The organism is Bradyrhizobium sp. USDA 3262 (assembly GCF_054060035.1).
This window is the reverse complement of the sequence record NZ_JBSSCT010000001.1, coordinates 2,339,739-2,355,323: the sequence shown is the minus strand read 5'-3', so window position 1 is coordinate 2,355,323 and position 15,585 is coordinate 2,339,739. Positions and strand designations below refer to the sequence as shown.

General features: G+C 64.2%; 15 protein-coding genes, 1 tRNA gene and 1 pseudogene. 11 read left to right on the top strand and 6 right to left on the bottom strand.

Going from position 1 to position 15,585, the window contains the following annotated elements; genetic code table 11:
• Positions 1-146: 146 nt before the first annotated feature.
• From ACVWYP_RS10945 to ACVWYP_RS10930, 4 genes are all read left to right on the top strand, one after another.
• The gene (locus ACVWYP_RS10945; RefSeq protein WP_304498622.1) at positions 147-623 is read left to right on the top strand and encodes a hypothetical protein; all 477 of its coding nucleotides are present in this window, start codon (positions 147-149) and stop codon (positions 621-623) included.
• A complete protein-coding gene (locus ACVWYP_RS10940; protein ID WP_304498621.1) occupies positions 620-1,171 on the top strand; it encodes a hypothetical protein in 552 nt (183 codons plus the stop codon). Before ACVWYP_RS10945 ends, ACVWYP_RS10940 begins: the two co-directional genes overlap by 4 nt.
• 277 nt (positions 1,172-1,448) lie before the next feature.
• Positions 1,449-1,667 carry a helix-turn-helix transcriptional regulator gene (locus tag ACVWYP_RS10935; protein ID WP_304498620.1) on the top strand — a complete coding sequence of 73 codons (219 nt, stop codon included), beginning with the start codon at positions 1,449-1,451 and terminating at the stop codon, positions 1,665-1,667.
• Between the two features lie 199 nt (positions 1,668-1,866).
• A complete protein-coding gene (locus tag ACVWYP_RS10930; RefSeq protein ID WP_304498619.1) occupies positions 1,867-3,096 on the top strand; it encodes a site-specific integrase in 1,230 nt (409 codons plus the stop codon).
• A 23-nt stretch (positions 3,097-3,119) separates the two neighbouring features.
• Here ACVWYP_RS10930 and ACVWYP_RS10925 read toward each other — a convergent pair.
• Positions 3,120-3,194, bottom strand: a tRNA-Val gene (locus ACVWYP_RS10925).
• 78 nt (positions 3,195-3,272) lie between these two features.
• Positions 3,273-3,632, bottom strand: a complete 360-nt coding sequence (gene cpdR / locus ACVWYP_RS10920) for a cell cycle two-component system response regulator CpdR (protein WP_016843340.1) — start codon at positions 3,630-3,632, stop codon at positions 3,273-3,275.
• 304 nt (positions 3,633-3,936) lie between these two features.
• Between cpdR and ACVWYP_RS10915 the strand changes: the two genes are divergently transcribed.
• The 3 genes from ACVWYP_RS10915 to ACVWYP_RS10905 all read left to right on the top strand — a co-directional run bounded on the left by ACVWYP_RS10915 (position 3,937) and on the right by ACVWYP_RS10905 (position 7,223).
• Complete coding sequence (locus tag ACVWYP_RS10915) at positions 3,937-4,824, top strand: N-formylglutamate amidohydrolase (RefSeq protein WP_304498618.1); 888 nt, start codon at positions 3,937-3,939, stop codon at positions 4,822-4,824.
• Between the two features lie 568 nt (positions 4,825-5,392).
• Positions 5,393-6,172, top strand: coding sequence for a histidinol-phosphatase (gene hisN, locus ACVWYP_RS10910; RefSeq protein WP_038384338.1), 780 nt, complete (start codon positions 5,393-5,395; stop codon positions 6,170-6,172).
• Positions 6,173-6,245: 73 nt separating this feature from the next.
• Entirely contained in the window at positions 6,246-7,223 is a 978-nt protein-coding gene (locus ACVWYP_RS10905; RefSeq protein WP_304498617.1) for a tripartite tricarboxylate transporter substrate binding protein, read from the top strand.
• Positions 7,224-7,231: 8 nt separating this feature from the next.
• Here the strand turns inward: ACVWYP_RS10905 and ACVWYP_RS10900 are convergent, their stop codons facing one another.
• Positions 7,232-8,125, bottom strand: coding sequence for a LysR family transcriptional regulator (locus ACVWYP_RS10900; RefSeq protein ID WP_018269712.1), 894 nt, complete (start codon positions 8,123-8,125; stop codon positions 7,232-7,234).
• A 93-nt stretch (positions 8,126-8,218) separates the two neighbouring features.
• Here ACVWYP_RS10900 and ACVWYP_RS10895 point away from each other — a divergent pair, with 93 nt between their 5' ends.
• Positions 8,219-8,971 (top strand): sulfite exporter TauE/SafE family protein, encoded by a 753-nt coding sequence (locus ACVWYP_RS10895; RefSeq protein ID WP_304498616.1) that lies wholly within the window; start codon positions 8,219-8,221, stop codon positions 8,969-8,971.
• A 29-nt stretch (positions 8,972-9,000) separates the two neighbouring features.
• Here ACVWYP_RS10895 and ACVWYP_RS10890 read toward each other — a convergent pair whose 3' ends face one another.
• Positions 9,001-9,636 (bottom strand): LysE family translocator, encoded by a 636-nt coding sequence (locus ACVWYP_RS10890; RefSeq protein WP_304498615.1) that lies wholly within the window; start codon positions 9,634-9,636, stop codon positions 9,001-9,003.
• A gap of 238 nt (positions 9,637-9,874) precedes the next feature.
• Between ACVWYP_RS10890 and ACVWYP_RS10885 the strand changes: the two are divergent.
• Both ACVWYP_RS10885 and ACVWYP_RS10880 read left to right on the top strand, forming a co-directional pair.
• A pseudogene (locus ACVWYP_RS10885) lies at positions 9,875-11,675 on the top strand (adenylate/guanylate cyclase domain-containing protein).
• A 60-nt stretch (positions 11,676-11,735) separates the two neighbouring features.
• Entirely contained in the window at positions 11,736-12,395 is a 660-nt protein-coding gene (locus tag ACVWYP_RS10880; RefSeq protein WP_304498614.1) for a hypothetical protein, read from the top strand.
• A gap of 63 nt (positions 12,396-12,458) precedes the next feature.
• Here ACVWYP_RS10880 and ACVWYP_RS10875 read toward each other — a convergent pair whose 3' ends face one another.
• Positions 12,459-13,406, bottom strand: coding sequence for an alpha/beta fold hydrolase (locus ACVWYP_RS10875; RefSeq protein WP_453946178.1), 948 nt, complete (start codon positions 13,404-13,406; stop codon positions 12,459-12,461).
• Positions 13,407-13,627: 221 nt separating this feature from the next.
• Between ACVWYP_RS10875 and ACVWYP_RS10870 the strand changes: the two genes are divergently transcribed.
• Positions 13,628-14,104, top strand: a complete 477-nt coding sequence (locus ACVWYP_RS10870) for an Hsp20 family protein (RefSeq protein WP_038384347.1) — start codon at positions 13,628-13,630, stop codon at positions 14,102-14,104.
• A 190-nt stretch (positions 14,105-14,294) separates the two neighbouring features.
• Here the strand turns inward: ACVWYP_RS10870 and ACVWYP_RS10865 are convergent, their stop codons facing one another.
• Positions 14,295-15,119, bottom strand: a complete 825-nt coding sequence (locus tag ACVWYP_RS10865; RefSeq protein WP_304498613.1) for a hypothetical protein — start codon at positions 15,117-15,119, stop codon at positions 14,295-14,297.
• Positions 15,120-15,585: the final 466 nt, after the last annotated feature.

Below are 15,585 nucleotides of genomic sequence, written 5' to 3'. Positions count from 1 at the left end.
CCGGCGCCGGGACGTCTTCCGCCTGGCGTTTTTCGTATTGCATTTTTCACATTTAAGCAATACGCTATTCAAGCTTGAAAAACAAGCGGCCCGCCGATCGTGTTGGAAGCACGTCGACAGGCCTGGCCCAAACTATGAGGTGTTTCATGGCTCAGGTTAATCCAGAGCATAGCATAGCTATGCCCGGCGCCGCGGCATTCGCTAACGCGCTTTACTTCAAGACCGGCGTTTCCCCCGAAGAACTATTCGTCGCTATAGGCCGCCTCCGCAGGGAGGCCAGGGACGAGATCGACCGACTAATCCGGTTTCTCGACGACACCGACGATCACATGGAGAGGGAGCCAGACGATGACGAGCCGTGGCTGGGCTGGCTCGAAGGGCGGTCTAGTGCCTGGTCCGGAGGCAGCGGGGATGACCGCGAACTGGACGGCGCCGACGATGAGGACGGCGGGGATACCGAGCCGAGCTTGGGCAGTCTGGACCACGACCAGAGCCAAGAAGTATGGGGCGCGGGCGGGCGTCGCGATCTAGAGCGCGACCCCGCCGAGTCCGGCATCGGTGACCGCGACGGCCTACTCGAGCAGGTCGGCACCGAGGACTACTGGCGGGGAGGGTTAGCATGAAGCCCGTAACCCGAAGGCTCAGCCTGCAGCTCATAGCGGCTACCGCAGCCGCTCCTGCTGCGGCAACAACTACACCGCTTGCAAACCCGGATGCCGAGCTGATCGAGCTCGGCCACCGGTTCATTGAAATAGCGCGCCTCCGCGATGCCGCCAACGATGAAGCCTCCCGCCTAGTCGAGATCGCCCGCCGGTCATATCCGCCAGGAACGTATCTTGACGCTGTTTCACGCGGCGCCTCGGCGCGGGACGCATACGTTGCCGCTGTTGATGCTGCGGATGAGGCCGCGGGCTTCACTGAGGCGGATGCTGCGTTTAATGACTCCATGGATCAACTGCGAGCAATGTTCGCCCGCATGATCACGATGCGCCCCACGACAGTCGAGGGAATGCGGGCGATAGCCTCAGCGGTCCTCCATTTCGAATGGGACGGCAACAACGTCGAGTTCACCGACGGGGCCATCGAGGGCGTGGTCCTCGGCGTGCTGGTCGCCGGCTTGCTCGAAAAGCCGCTTCCCGACCTTCCCGACTGGGCGACGGCTTGGATCTGAAAGTTTAAGTGGCCCGCCGGTCCCATCACCGGCGGGCAACTCCAAAACGAAGGGCAAACGATCATTCGATATACGCATTTCACGCGCGCGTGACTGCGATCATAGAGAGGAATATCGTGGACGGCCTGTTGATGACTGGTGATTTCCATTGCGATCAGTCTGCGCCGCAAGCAGATATTGGAGCGTCAACGGCGGGTGTGTGGGGCACTCCAAAAAAGAGAATTCATTGATCGGGAGCTAACCGAGCGATGAGCTTTTTTGGGAGAGGATTCCTGCCATGGTTGATAGCGACCCATTCATTGAGATCGACGCGGTCGACGATCTTTCCCATCTCTCAGACATTACGCGTAGGCGCCTTGAGCGCCGGCAGCGATTTCCCAAGCGGATAAAGCTGTCCACTCGGCGCAGCGTCTATCGCCGGTCAGAGATCGAGGCGTGGGTGCGCGATCCCGAAGCTTGGCGGCCTGCGATGGCTTGTGCGGAGGCGGCGTCGTGATCGGATCGTCTCCGCTAGCACAGTTCGAAGACTACCTAACAGAGGCGGAGGTCTGCAAACGGTTCTCGCGCTGGTTGGGCGTGCGCGAGCTCCGTGAGGCCAGGCGCAACGGCCAAATCGAATACGCAACCGGGAAAAAGGGCGTCATCCTTTATGATCCTGTGTCAGTGGCAAACTATCTCAACCGAAAGATCACTCCATGCCAGCCGCAAAACGGATCTGGGAATATCGAGGTTACTGGATCGGTCGTGTCGCTGGTTCGGACTATCTCTACGCCAACTGGTGGGACCAGCGCGGACGACGAACTCGTCGAAAGAGTCTTGACACAAAAATTCTCGCCGAAGCGCAAAAACGATTGATAGATCTCGCTGGCAACGCGCCAGTGACAGGAAGCCGATCCGCAGATTCGGTGCTGCTCGTGCAGCCGCTGGACTTCTATTACGAGAACGACGTCAAGCAAAAGCCATCAGCGAAGCCGGCCTTTCGCGCTATCCAGCTAGTCACCGAGTTCGCGCGAGAGAAGATGGGATCGAAGGTGCGTGTCGCTGCCTTTTCCCCGCTGCGTCAGAAGGAGTTCATGCGTTGGTGCGTCGATAAATACGACCACGGCGCGGGCACGATCGCGCGCAACCTCTCGGTCATATCGGCGGCCTTCAAGTTTTCCTGCAAGGTCCAGATCGTCCGCGACGGCTTCGGCAGAGAAGAAGAGGTTCTATTGCTCGACAGCGCTCCGCGCGTCTACACGCAGGCGAAGGACGTCGCGGAACTAACTGCCGTCCCCGATTCGGAGCCTCGCAACTGGTTGCCGACGCTCGAACAACTCGGCCACTTCATAGACACGATCGACGCAAGACAGGAGAACCTGTTTCGATTTGTGATCATGGCTCTCAATACCTGGGCGCGCCCGGAAGCGATCCTCGATCTCCGAACTGATTCGCAGATCAAGTGGAACTTTGGATTGGTTGATCTCAACCCTCCCGGCAGGCGCCAGACCAAGAAGCATCGGCCCAAGATCAGGCTAACTGAGAACCTTAGGGATTGGCTGCGTCATTGGGACCAGTCCGCCCCGATGACGTGGGACGATCAGCCCATCACTACGATGAAGCGGACGTTCAAGCGGCATGCGGTCGATTGCGGCCTTCCTCAGTTCACGCAGTACACGATCCGCCACTTCATGGCGACCGCGGTTCGCCGCGCCAAGCCGCCTGTATCGAAGGAGCAGCGCGACGTATGGCTCGGCCACGACGATGGACGCACCGCCGCCAATTGGTACGAACACCACGATCCGGACTTTCTAGATGATGCGCGACGCGCAACTGAAGAGATCATCGAGGAGCTGCAGCGACACACCCAACGTCCGCTGTCAGCGCGCAAACTACGCGCAAAATCTCCAATCAGGCTTATTCACTCGAAAAAGGAGGCCAGTTAAGTGACTGAACCAACTTTCAAAAGTGGTGGGTGCGACAGGGATCGAACCTGTGACCCCTACCATGTCAAGGTAGTGCTCTCCCGCTGAGCTACGCACCCAAAGCGTATTTGGATCGGGTCCCTATAACGGACGGCGGCGGGGCAGGCAAGGATACAAAGTGAAGGTTTTTTGGCGAATCAGGCCGCCAGCAACTTGTTCACTTCGCTAACCAATTCCCTAAGGTGCACGGGCTTGGCCAGCACCTTGGCGTTTTTCGGCGCCTCCGAATCGGAATTGAGGGCCACCGCGGCAAAGCCGGTGATGAACATGATCTTGATATCGGGATCGAGTTCCGAGGCACGGCGCGCCAGCTCGATGCCGTCCATCTCGGGCATCACGATGTCGGTGAGCAGCATTTCGAACGGCTCCTCGCGCAGCCGCTGGTAGGCCGACATGCCGTTGTCGTGCGGCGAGACCTTGAAACCCGCGTTTTCGAGCGCCTTGACCAGGAAGCGGCGCATATCGGTGTCGTCTTCGGCGAGAAGTATTTTCGGCATGGCAGGAATCGTCGAATCCGGCTTGAGGAGCAGTCCGAACAGTTAGCCCGACAGACGGTAAATTTCGGGTGAAATTTGCGTCAAGCCAGCGGCAAATGCGCGCCACCCATTTGTGGACTGAACCGGACATCGAATCAACCGGGTGCCGCATTTGCTGCTTTTAAGACGCGTTCCAACCGAAACCACACTCTTTTCACTTGGCAGAATGATCGCGATTACCGACAATGTCTGCCCATAAATCTCCGCTTTTCCGGCACACTCAGTTGTTGCGGGCGAGGCGGACGCAAGGGACGGCGCCAAGGGAATGACCGAATTTGCTGGCGAGTTGTCGCCCCCGTTCGAGATCGTTGAGCCGCAGGCCTGGCGCGCGCCCATCATCTTCAATTCCCCGCATTCGGGCTCGGTCTACCCGGCCGAATTCCTCGAGGCGTCGCGAATCGATGTGGTGTCGCTGCGCCGCTCCGAAGATTCCTTCATGGACGAGCTGATCGCGGGCCTCAGCGATCGCGGCTTTCCGATCGTGCGGGTCAACTTCCCGCGCTCCTATGTCGACGTGAACCGCGAGCCCTACGAGCTCGACCCGCGGATGTTCACCGGGCGGCTGCCGAGCTTCGCCAATACGCGCTCGATGCGGGTGGCCGGCGGACTCGGCACCATCCCGCGCGTGGTCGGCGACGGCCAGGAGATCTATCGCGAGCGGCTCGACGTCGACGAGGCGCTGCGCCGGATCGAGGTGCTCTACAAGCCCTATCACCGCGCGCTGCGCCGCCTGATCAACAAGGCGCACCAGGCGTTCGGCGCGGTGATCGTGGTCGACTGCCACTCGATGCCGTCGGTCGGCGTGTCGCGCGACGAGCCGCGCCGGCCCGACGTCGTGATCGGCGACCGCTACGGCACGAGCTGCGCGCCGCTATTGCCCGACCTCGTCGAGGAGATCATGAGCTCGCTCGGCTATTCGATCGGCCGCAACAAGCCCTATGCCGGCGGCTTCATCACCGAGCATTACGGCAACCCGGCGAGTGGCCTGCACACCGTGCAGATCGAGCTCAACCGCGCGGTCTATATGGATGAGCGGCGCCGCGAGCGCGGGCCGCGTTTCGCGCAGGTGGCCGCCGACTTCGCCAGTCTGGCGGATGCGCTCGCGAAAATCCCGTTCGGCGATCTCGGCCCGTTCCAGGCGGCTGCGGAGTAATCAATCCTTCGTCGGGCACTGCGATCCCGACGAAGTCATGAACCAAGAATTCAAGTGGCGGCGCGATAAGCGCCGAACTGGATTCTCAGTTCACTTGCGGAAACGACGGCCCAAGAAAAAAGGGCCGCTTGAATGAACAAGCGGCCCAAGTCTAGGGAGGAAACGCCCAAGGAGGGCAGCGATAGCGCGAGGCGCTACCGCACCGCAACAATATGCGACCGCGCTGCACAAAACGCAAGAACTTTCGAAACATTTCTTGGGTAATGTTGGAAAGTCTGGCGAAACTGCAACAGGCCGGCAGGAGCGGCTTTCCGTATGTAGGATCAATATCTTACAAGGGAAGTCCCGATCGGTCGGCGCTCCGCGCATAGCTTGTATACCAGAATTCGCAACTTCGTGATCGAGGCCGAGACCCGGCGCGCTTTCGAATCCGAAGCCAAATCGAAAGTCCGGAACCGCGTCGTCGGGCTGGATAACACTCCGTTAACCGTGCGCGCCGCGCCGGATTGAGCTAGGCAAGAACGCATCCGATTTCTACCGCGTCGTTTGCGCAGTTCAGGGACATGCCGTGACGGTCATCGACTTTACCGCCTTCATCGGCCGCCTCGCGACCGCATCCGGCGAAACCATCCTGCCCTTCTTCCGCACCTCGCTCTCGGTCGACAACAAGAGTTCGAACGATTTCGATCCGGTCACCGAAGCCGACCGGGCGGCGGAAGCCGTGATGCGGCGGCTGATCAAGTCGAACTTCCCCCAGCACGGCATCGTCGGCGAGGAGTTCGGCAATGAGCGCGAGGACGCCGACTATGTCTGGGTGCTCGATCCGATCGACGGCACGAAATCCTTCATCGCCGGCTTTCCGATCTGGGGCACGCTGATCGCGCTGCTGCACAAAGGTACGCCGGTATTCGGGATGATGCACCAGCCCTATATCGGCGAGCGCTTCTCGGGCGACAACGGCTCGGCGCACTACTCCGGCCCGTCGGGCGAACGGCGGCTCTCGGTGCGGCGCTGCGCCTCGCTGAAGGAGGCGACCGTCTTCACCACGAGCCCGCTGCTGATGAATCCGGATGACCGCGCCCGCTTCGGCCGCATCGAGAACGCGGCGCGCCTGTCGCGCTATGGCGGCGACTGCTACTCCTATTGCATGCTCGCCGCCGGCCATCTCGACCTCGTGGTCGAGACCGAGCTGAAGCCCTACGACATTGCCGGCCTGATCCCGATCGTCACCGGCGCCGGCGGCGTCGTCACCACCTGGGACGGCAAGCCGGCGCAAAGCGGCGGCCGGATCATCGCGGCCGGCGACCCGCGCGTGCACGAAGCGGCGATGAAGCTGCTGAACGCCTGAGTTCCTGGCCTGATTCTTGAGTTGCCGGGCAACTGATCTGCGCCCATCCTGACCGCAACCAGAAAAGTCAGGGATGGGCGACATGACGATGTGCGGCAGGCTGCTGGCAGCCCTTCTCCTGCTTCTCGCGCCCGTCGCCGCTTTCGCCCAGGATTTCCCGACCAAGCCGCTCCGGCTGATCGTGCCGTTCCCGCCCGGCGGGCCGAACGACATCATCGCACGGGTGATCGGGCAGAAGATCTCGGAGCTCGCAAGGCAACCCGTCATCGTCGACAACCGCGCCGGCCAGGGTGGCGTGCTCGGCACCGACGCAGTCGCGAAGGCGGCGCCCGACGGCTACACGGTCGCGATCGCGAGCGCGGGCGCGCTGGCGATCAGCCCGAGCATGGAGAAGGTCGCCTACGACACGCTGAATGACCTCGCGCCGGTGACGCTGGTCGCGACGGTGCCGGAGATGCTGGTGGTCGCTGCCAACGTGCCGGCGAAGAACATGAACGAACTGGTCGCGCTCGCCAAGGCGCAGCCGGGCGAGCTCAACTTCGCCTCCTCCGGCCCCGGCAGCCTGCCGCATCTCGCCTGCGAATTGTTCAAGCTGACGGCGAAGATCGACATCGTGCACGTGCCCTATCGCGGTGCCGCGCCGGCGGTGAACGACCTGCTGGGTCAGCAGGTGCAGATGACCTTCCTCGACCTGCCGGTGATCCTGCCGCAGATCAAGGCGGGTGCGCTGCGGCCAATCGCGCTCGGTGGGCGCGAACGCGCGCCGACCGCGCCCGACGTGCCGACCACGGCGGAAGCCGGCATGCCCGACCTGATCATCGAGAACTGGTACGGCATGGTCGCGCCGGGCGGAACGCCGCAGGCGATCGTCGCAAGGCTGAACCAGCTCGCCACCGCGGCGATGGCCGATCCGATCGTCAAGCAAAAGCTCGCCGAGCAAGGCCTGACGCTGGCCGGCGACACGCCGGAGCATTTCCGCGACTTCATCGCTGCCGACATCAGGAAATGGGCGAAGGTGATCCAGGACGCCGGCGTGGTGACGACGAAATGAGCCAGCCGTCAGCGCTGCGCTTCGGCGCGCAGATAGTCCACGAGCTGCTTGGCCGCCCGCGGCAGCGCCTTGAAGCTGCGCGCGCAGATCGTCAGCCGGCGGTTGGCCCAGGCGTCGCGGATCCTTATCGTCGTGATCGGCATCGACGCCGCGCAACGCCGCGCCGCGGTCTCCGGGATCACGGCGATGCCGACATCGGCGGCGACCATCTGGCAGATCGCATCGAAGCCGCGCAGGCGGGCGCGGAAGCGCAGCCGCGCACCGAGCTTTGCGGCGTGCCGCGAGATATGAACCTGCAGCGCGGACGTTGCCGTGAGCCCGACGAAATCGCGGCCGACCACTTCCTGGAAGTCGATCTGGCGACGGCCGCCGAGATCGCTGCGTCGCGACGCCACCAGCATCAGGCGGTCCTCGCTGAACAGGAAGCGCTCGACGCTGTCGGGCAGCGCGTGCTCCGCGGCGAAGCCGAGATCGGCGGCGCCGCTGGCGATCGCGGTTGCGATATCGGTGCTCTCGCGCTCCTCGACGTCGACGCTGATATCGGGATGCTCGTGCAGGAATGCCGCGAGCGCGCGCGGCAGATGCTCCGACAGGCCCGAGGTGTTGGCCAGCAGCAGCACGTTGGCGCGAACGCCGCTGGCATAGGCGGCGAGATCGCTTTGCAGCGCCTCGACATTGTGGATCACGATGCGGGCATGGCCGAGCAGGCTCTCGCCCGCCGCCGTCAGTTCGACGCCGCGCCGACCGCGCTTGAGCAGCGCGACGCCGAGCGCTTCCTCGAGGCCCTTGATCCGCTCGCTGGCCGAAGCCAGCGCAAGGTTCGCGCGCGCCGCGCCCTGCGTGATGCTGCGCGCATCGGAAACCGCGATGAACAATTGCAAGTCGGTCAGGTCGAACCGCATGACGTTTCCCGCCCCCATACCTTCGGGTCGCCCGAAGGCTAACTCCGTAACCTCCAGATTGTGCCGTTCGCATCGATCGGTCAATGTGCCGCCATGGTCGACCATCTCCTGATCTTCATCGCTTTCGCCTTCCTGCTCGCCGGCTTCGTCAAGGGTACGCTCGGCCTCGGCCTGCCGACGGTCGCGATGGGGCTGCTCGCAACCACGATGGCGCCGGGCCAGGCGATTGCGATCGTGATCGTGCCGGCGATCGTCACCAATATCTGGCAGACCTTCGTCGGCCCCTATCTGCGCGACATCATCAGGCGGCTGTGGCCGTTGATGCTCGGCACCGTGGCGGGCATCTGGATCAATGCCGGGCTGTTGACCGGGCCTTACGCGGCCTACGGCACCGTGGTGCTGGGCGTGCTGCTGGTGATCTACGCGATCGTCGGCCTGAACAGGTTCAGCTTCAAGGTCGCACGGCGCGACGAGAAATGGATCGGCGGCATCGTCGGCGTCGTCACCGGGCTGATCTCGGCGGCGACCGGCGTTCAGGTCATCCCCTCGATGCCGTTCATGCAGGCGATCGGCATGGAGAAGGACGAACTGGTGCAGGCGCTCGGCGTGTTCTTCACCACCGCGACCGTGGCGCTTGCCTTCAACCTCACGGCCTCGGGCCTGTTGACGGCGGCCACCGCGCTGCCGGGCGCGGTCGCGATGGCGGCGTCGTTCACCGGCATGTTCATCGGCCAGGCGGTTCGCACGCGGATGCAGCCCGAGGTGTTCCGCTGCTGGTTCCTGATCTCGATGATCCTGCTCGGCATCTACCTCGCCGGCAGCGCGCTGCTCAAGATCCACGGCTAGAGCGGCACAGCAGAGCGCCAAGGCGCGAGCTAGCGCGCTTCCAGCGTCGCAACGCGGACGCCGAGATAGATGAAGAGCGCGCCGAGCGAGCGGTTGATCCAGGCGATCACGCCGGCCGATTGCCTGATGCGGCCGGCGGCCCGCGCCGCGAAGGCCGCAAGACCAAGGCACCACAGCGTGCCGCCGGTGATGAAGATCAGCCCGAGCACCAGGAAGGCGAGCGTCTTGTGTGGCGCGTCCGCCGCTACGAATTGCGGCAGGAAAGCCAGGAAGAACAGCGCCACCTTGGGGTTGAGGATATTGGTCAGCGCCCCCTGCCAGAACACGCGCGAGATCGAGGTCTCGCCGCCCTGCCCCGTGATGTCAGCGATTGGCTTGGCGCGCGCCAGCAGCATCTGCAGGCCGGTCAGCACCAGATAGGCCGCGCCGACCAGCTTGACGGCCAGGAACGCGGTCGACGAGGCCATCAGCAGCGCCGACAGGCCGATCGCCGCACCCAGCACATGGACCAGGCAGCCGCAGCTGATACCGATCGCCGCAGCGGCGCCGCCGCGCCATCCGAGCTGAATCGTGCGCCCGATGATATAGGCGGTATCCGGCCCCGGTGTGACGTTGAGCAGCAGCCCGGACAGGACAAACAGCCAAAGCTCGTGAATTCCCAGCATGTCAGCGACGTTAACCTATGCAAGTAACCGGCCGGAAAGGATGATCGGCCAGCCGGCGCCATCCCAGCGACACACGAATTCAGTAGAGAAACGACTGTACCATCCGTTGGTCGCGTGCCAATTCCTGCTACTATGCATTATAGGTGCCTGCAAACCGGGCTTCCGCCGGACCCGGCCTGTCTTGTAAGTATCGGATTCGGTCACCTCGGCTAAGTGGCCATTCCAGGGCACAGGAGACATGGAAAGACGGCTCGCTGCCATTCTTTGCGCTGACATCGCCGGCTATTCCCGCATGATGGGTGCCGACGAGGCGGGGACGCATGCCTCGTTCAAGGCGCACCGCAGCGCGATCTACCCGATCATCCTCAACCATGGCGGCCGTATCGTCAAAAACACCGGCGACGGCTTCCTCCTGGAATTTCCGAGCATCATCGGCGCGATCGAGGCCGCCGTCGCGATGCAGACCCTGATGGCCGAGCGCAACGAACATCTGCCGGCCGACCGCGCCATGCACTTTCGGATGGGCGTCCACATGGGCGACGTCATGGCCGACGAGGACGAGGTGTTCGGCGACGACGTCAACATCGCGGTCCGTCTCGAGACGGTCGCAACGCCGGGCGGCATCGCGGTGTCGGACAAGGCCCGCACCGAAGCGGGACGGCGGCTTGCCGTCACCCTCGTCGACGCCGGCCCGCACCGCTTCAAGAACATCGCCGAGCCGGTCAATGTCTGGACCTGGGCGCCGGCCGGGTCCGATGCGCAGGAGCAGGTTCCGGACGACGGCCCGCATCTGCCGGGGCAATATCGCACCGCCATCGTCGGCGTGCTGCCGTTCGACAATCTGAGCGGCGGCGCCGACGAATATTTCTCGGACGGCCTGACCGAGGACCTGATCCACGCGCTGTCGCTGCAATCCTTCTATCGCGTGCTGAGCCGCAACTCGACCTTCGCCTACAAGGGCAAGAACGTCTCGACCCGGCTGATCGCGCGCGAGATCGACGCAACCTATCTGATCCAGGGTTCGGTACGGCGCGCCGGCAACAAGATCCGCGTCTCCGCCGAACTGATCGCGCCCGAGAAGGGCGAGCAGCTGTGGACCGGCCGCTACGACCGCGACATGGGCGACCTGTTCGCGATGCAGGACGAGATCACCGCGAATCTCTCCGCCGCCGTCGCCCAGGAGATCTATCGCGCCGAGGCCCTCGGCACCGGCGCGCTCGCCGAACGCCGAACTGACGGCGTGGGATCGCTTCCTGAAGGGGCTGTCGCACTACTACCACCAGACCAAGGACGATTGCGAAACCGCGATCGCGCTGTTCAAGGAGGCGATCGAGCTCGACCCTGCGCTGTCGATCGCGCGCGCCTATCTGGCGCTGATCCAGATCCAGAGCATCCAGTTCGGCTGGATTCCGAGCACGCGCGAATTGTGGGCCTCGTCAGTCAGCTTGGCCGAGAGCAGCGTGCGGCTCGACCCGCGCTCCTCGTTCGCGTTTTCGCTGCTGGCCTATCTGCACGCGATGCAGGGCCATTACGAAGCCGCGATGGATGCCATCAAGCGGGCGATCGAGCTCAACCCCTACGACATGGGCGCGCGCGGCGTGCTGGGAATTTGCCACATGGTGATCGGCGACCATCGCAAGGCGGTCGATCTGTTCTCGACGGCGGTCCAGCGCGGCAACAGCGACCCGCGCTACCAATGGGCGGCGCTGAACGCGTTCAGCCATTATCTGCTCGGGCAATATGACGCGTCGCTGTCGTGGTCGCGCGAGGGGCTGTATCTGAACCCGAACCATCTGCAGTGCCTTGCGGTGCGCACCGCAGCGCTCGCCCAACTCGGCCGCGCCGACGAGGCCGCGCAGGCAGCCGAGGCCCTGCTCGCCAACCATCCCGAGCTGACGGTCGAGCGTCACTTGCGCAATTTCCACTGGAAGAACCCGGCCGACATCGCGCATTATCGCGACGGCCTCTTGAAAGCCGGCCTGCCGTTCGGCAAACTCGCTCTGGTTGCGTCCACATCGAAATTCGCCGTCGACTCCTGAGCGAATTCATCCACCGGTAATGGATGCTTTTTAAGCTGACGCTTTTCAGGATGTGGTTTGATGTCCGATACGGCTGCAAGCAAGGCGCCCACCCCGCAGATTTCTCCTGACAATCCCTGCCCGTTCCTGCGGGCGCTCGTCGCCGGCAACTATGTCGGCGGCCATATCGTGCCGCTGCCTGAGCTGACCGGCACCATCGGGCGCGCAACCGGCAAGACCGGGTTCGAGGGGTTCACCGCGCGAGCGAAGATCTTCATGGTTGCGCAGATCGCCAACGGCCTCGGTCCTTTCAGCCAGCTGCGCAGCCTGTTCCATGGCACCATTCTCGACGCGTTGCGCAACGGCCCGCTCGACAAGCACGGCGCCGGCTCGCGCATTCTCGACCAGCACGCGGTGGTCCATGAGGACGAGATTGCGCGGCTCGCGACCTTCGGCAAGGATTACAAGGCCCCCGACGGCAGCGTCGAACGCGGGCTGTCGGCCGCCGAGATCAAGACCTTCATGGCGGCGAACTTCCAGCGCGCCAAGGACGAGCATCCGCCGTCCTACGGCATCGCGCACTGCTACTATCCGCTCCTGATGCTCGGCGAGTGGCCGGTGCTGCTCGACATCATGGGCAAGGGCGAAGGCAAGGACCGCTATCTCAGCGTCGCCGAGGTCAGGACGCTGTTCGTGGACAAGCGCTTTCCGGATCGGATCATCGCGCTGCTACAGCGCTAGATTTTTGTTTGACGCGTTTTCTTCACGCGAACCGGGATCCACTTCGCTCGAAAACGCCATGTTTCACTTGAACAGCGGCGTGCCCGGCACGAACGCATCGAACGCCGCCCAGAACTGGCCGCGGTAGCGGTCCTGCTCCTGCAGGATTTCGTGCTTGGAGCCGGCGATCACGAGATGCGAGCCGGCGCGCAAGTGATAGGCGAACTCCTCGATCGCGGCCGTCGACACCACCTCGTCATTGCTCGCCGCCAGCATCAGGATCGGCTGGCGGATTTCGGACGGATACGACATGCCGCGGAAGGTGCGCATCGCGGTGAACGCGGTGTCGGCCCAGGCGATCGTCGGCGCCGCGATGCCGAGCGTCGGATCTTCTTCCAGGATCGCCGCGTTGCGGGCGTGGCGCACCGGATCGCTGGTCACGGGATTGCCGATGAAGGGCGCGAGGCCGACCAATTCGTCGCCGCCGCCGGGTACATAGCGGCCGCCCTGCCCGGCCAGCCGCATGATCCGAAGCAGCGCGCTCGGGAAGAACGACACGCGGCGGCGCGGCAGGTCGATCATCGGCGCCGACAGCACCATGCGGTCGAACCAGCGCTTGCCGGCATGCGCGAGGCGCAGCATCACCGCACCGCCCATCGAATGCGCCAGCGCGAAATAAGGCGGCGGGCAATCCGGCAGCACCACCTGCTGCACGAAGGTCTCGACGTCGACCTCGTAATCGGCGAAGTCGCGCACGTAGCCCTTGCGGGGATCGCGCAGCCGCCGCGACGAGTGGCCCTGCCCGCGCCAGTCGATGATCGCCACCGCAAAGCCGCGGTCGCGCAGATCGCGCACGGTCTCGAAATATTTTTCGATCATCTCGCCGCGCCCGCCAAACACGCAGACCGTGCCCTTGCGACCGGGCGGCGGCGCCCAGCGCGCAAAGCGCAGCTCGGCCCCGTCTGGTGTCTTGATGGTGCCACTGACAACGTCGTCCGGAACCGGGTTGGCGGGAATCGAGACGAGCGTCATGAAGGGGACCGGAGTGGTGAGACAGGGTGGAGATCAAGGACGCCAGCGCCAAAAAATGCGACGCGGTTTCCGCCTCTTGAACGCGACGTGACCCCTCCCATATCACCTCCGTGCAGGCCGCTACCAGTGTTTCGGAACCGAAACATCAGGCTGCACACATCTAAGCCCGGCCCGATGGCGGGCGGGTAACTGAAACAGTCGCTCAATGGAGGACTATTCCTATGCGTAGCTACGACCTCACGCCGTTTTATCGTTCCACCGTCGGCTTCGACCGCCTCTTCAACCTGCTCGATCAGGTGACCTCGGACGGCAGCCCCGGTTATCCCCCCTACAACATCGAGCGCACCGGCGAGAATGCTTACCGGATTAGCGTTGCGGTCTCCGGCTTCTCGCAGGCCGAGCTTTCGATCGTCGCGAAGGAGAACACGCTGACGATCAAGGGCGAGAAGAGCGCCAACGAGAACTCCGGCAACGGCTCCGAAGTGCTCTATCGCGGCATCGCCTCCCGCGCCTTCGAGCGCGTCTTCCAGCTTGCCGACTTCGTGCAGGTGAAGAACGCCTCGCTCGAGAACGGTCTGCTCCACGTCGATCTCGTCCGCGAGATTCCCGAGGCCAAGAAGCCCCGCAGCATTCCGATCGGCGGCGGCGAGAAGGCCCCGCAGGTCGTTGACGGCTCGGCCGGCAAGGTCGCCGCTTAAGCAACAAGCCCCGCGTCAGCAGATATTGGCTGATCGCGAAAACGCCCCGGGAAACCGGGGCGTTTTTTGTTGGGGCGGGCCGTGGCCCAGATCAGGCCTTCGTAGCCCGGATGGAGTGAAGCGCAATCCGGGAAGGTCTTGCCGCCGAAACGTCCCCGGATTTCGCTGCGCTCCATCCGGGCTACGGATCTCACTCCAATCCCTGCACCTTGGGCATTGCCTGGGTCGGCAGGATCGCGGGCGCCGGCGCAGCCGGCGGTGGAGCACCCTGACCGACGGTCGGAGCCTCGGCTTGCTGGACGGCTTGCGGGGCAGCCGCGGCCTCGGCCGGCTTCGGGGCAGCTACGGCTTGCTCGGCCGGCGCGGGTGCGGCCGCCTGGGCAGGCTGCGGCGTGGCCGCCTGCGGAACGGCGGCCTGAGCCGCCGGGGCGGGAGCCTGAGCTGCCGCCGCCGGAACCTGAGCCGCCGGAGCCTGGGCGGCCGGAGCCTGGGCCTTGGCCGAGAGCGGGCTGCGTTTGGGCACCGGCACGCGGCTGGCGACATGCGGGATCGGGAGCGGCGGGCGCGGCACCCGGGCCTGGATCGGCCGCGGCATCTGCCCGGCGGGACCGTCGGTCGCGCTCATTTCCTCTTCGTAATTGTCGCCGAGCCGAGAGGCCGGCGTGAAGCGGATGATGTGGCCGTCGCGGGCATCGATCACCAGCCGGCCGTCGTCGCCGCCGTGGTCGATCACCGAGATCGTGTAGACGAACCCGCGCTGCCGGGGCGCACCAAGCGGCAGATAGCCGTTCTCGCGGAGCACGGTATAGACCTCGACCGGCGGCAACAGGCTCGGCACACGGCCGTAGCGCGGCGGCGGCGGAACCTCGGGCATGGCGGCATAGGGCCCGTCCATGTCGGATACCCTGACCAAAAGCGGGCTGCCGATCCGGGCGGGCGTCGCCAGCTGGGCCTCGGCCGCGGCTGCGCTGAGCGCGAGGGCCGCGGCAGCAACCGAACCTGTGAACAACTTCATCGCCGTAACTCCTGTCTGCCCGCCCTTGGGAGCGTTCCCGCTCTCTTGCCGGCTTGCCTGGGACAAAATTTCAGTTTCAAATTCGGCGGTCCTTGGTCGCTCCTTGGGCCAGATCACGGCGTGTTTGCTTCGAATCAGGGGCGCGGCGCGGCGGCCGAGCCGTTCGATCCGAGCATGCGGGCGAGGACTTCCTCGCGCTTGTGTGATAGACAAAAATTTGGCAAGGTCGTAGTTAGGACAGCAAAGCTGTCTCAATTTCGCGGCCATCCCGGCATAGGGATTGCAACGAGACCTCGGCGCCCCGAGCTCCGAGAATGCTGCAGGCAGGGCCGTCCCTCAGGGGACGTTGAAACGCCCGTCGTCTGAATTTAGGAAAATGCGGCTCGCGGCGGACGAGCGGTGGCCCGGTGGGTGCCGCAACGTCCAAGGTGCGCCAAATATGGTGGGGCCCTTACGAAAGGGAGAG

Bases quoted from the DNA above. Each gene is read 5' to 3' on its own strand.
- ACVWYP_RS10895 (WP_304498616.1), top strand. From the start codon at position 8,219: ATGGTCGACCATCTCCTGATCTTCATCGCTTTCGCCTTCCTGCTCGCC.
- ACVWYP_RS10905 (WP_304498617.1), top strand. From the start codon at position 6,246: ATGGGCGACATGACGATGTGCGGCAGGCTGCTGGCAGCCCTTCTCCTG.
- ACVWYP_RS10880 (WP_304498614.1), top strand. From the start codon at position 11,736: ATGTCCGATACGGCTGCAAGCAAGGCGCCCACCCCGCAGATTTCTCCT.
- ACVWYP_RS10945 (WP_304498622.1), top strand. From the start codon at position 147: ATGGCTCAGGTTAATCCAGAGCATAGCATAGCTATGCCCGGCGCCGCG.
- ACVWYP_RS10940 (WP_304498621.1), top strand. From the start codon at position 620: ATGAAGCCCGTAACCCGAAGGCTCAGCCTGCAGCTCATAGCGGCTACC.
- ACVWYP_RS10870 (WP_038384347.1), top strand. From the start codon at position 13,628: ATGCGTAGCTACGACCTCACGCCGTTTTATCGTTCCACCGTCGGCTTC.
- ACVWYP_RS10935 (WP_304498620.1), top strand. From the start codon at position 1,449: ATGGTTGATAGCGACCCATTCATTGAGATCGACGCGGTCGACGATCTT.
- ACVWYP_RS10900 (WP_018269712.1), bottom strand. From the start codon at position 8,125: ATGCGGTTCGACCTGACCGACTTGCAATTGTTCATCGCGGTTTCCGAT.
- ACVWYP_RS10865 (WP_304498613.1), bottom strand. From the start codon at position 15,119: ATGAAGTTGTTCACAGGTTCGGTTGCTGCCGCGGCCCTCGCGCTCAGC.
- ACVWYP_RS10930 (WP_304498619.1), top strand. From the start codon at position 1,867: ATGCCAGCCGCAAAACGGATCTGGGAATATCGAGGTTACTGGATCGGT.
- ACVWYP_RS10875 (WP_453946178.1), bottom strand. From the start codon at position 13,406: ATGACGCTCGTCTCGATTCCCGCCAACCCGGTTCCGGACGACGTTGTC.
- cpdR (WP_016843340.1), bottom strand. From the start codon at position 3,632: ATGCCGAAAATACTTCTCGCCGAAGACGACACCGATATGCGCCGCTTC.
- ACVWYP_RS10915 (WP_304498618.1), top strand. From the start codon at position 3,937: ATGACCGAATTTGCTGGCGAGTTGTCGCCCCCGTTCGAGATCGTTGAG.
- ACVWYP_RS10890 (WP_304498615.1), bottom strand. From the start codon at position 9,636: ATGCTGGGAATTCACGAGCTTTGGCTGTTTGTCCTGTCCGGGCTGCTG.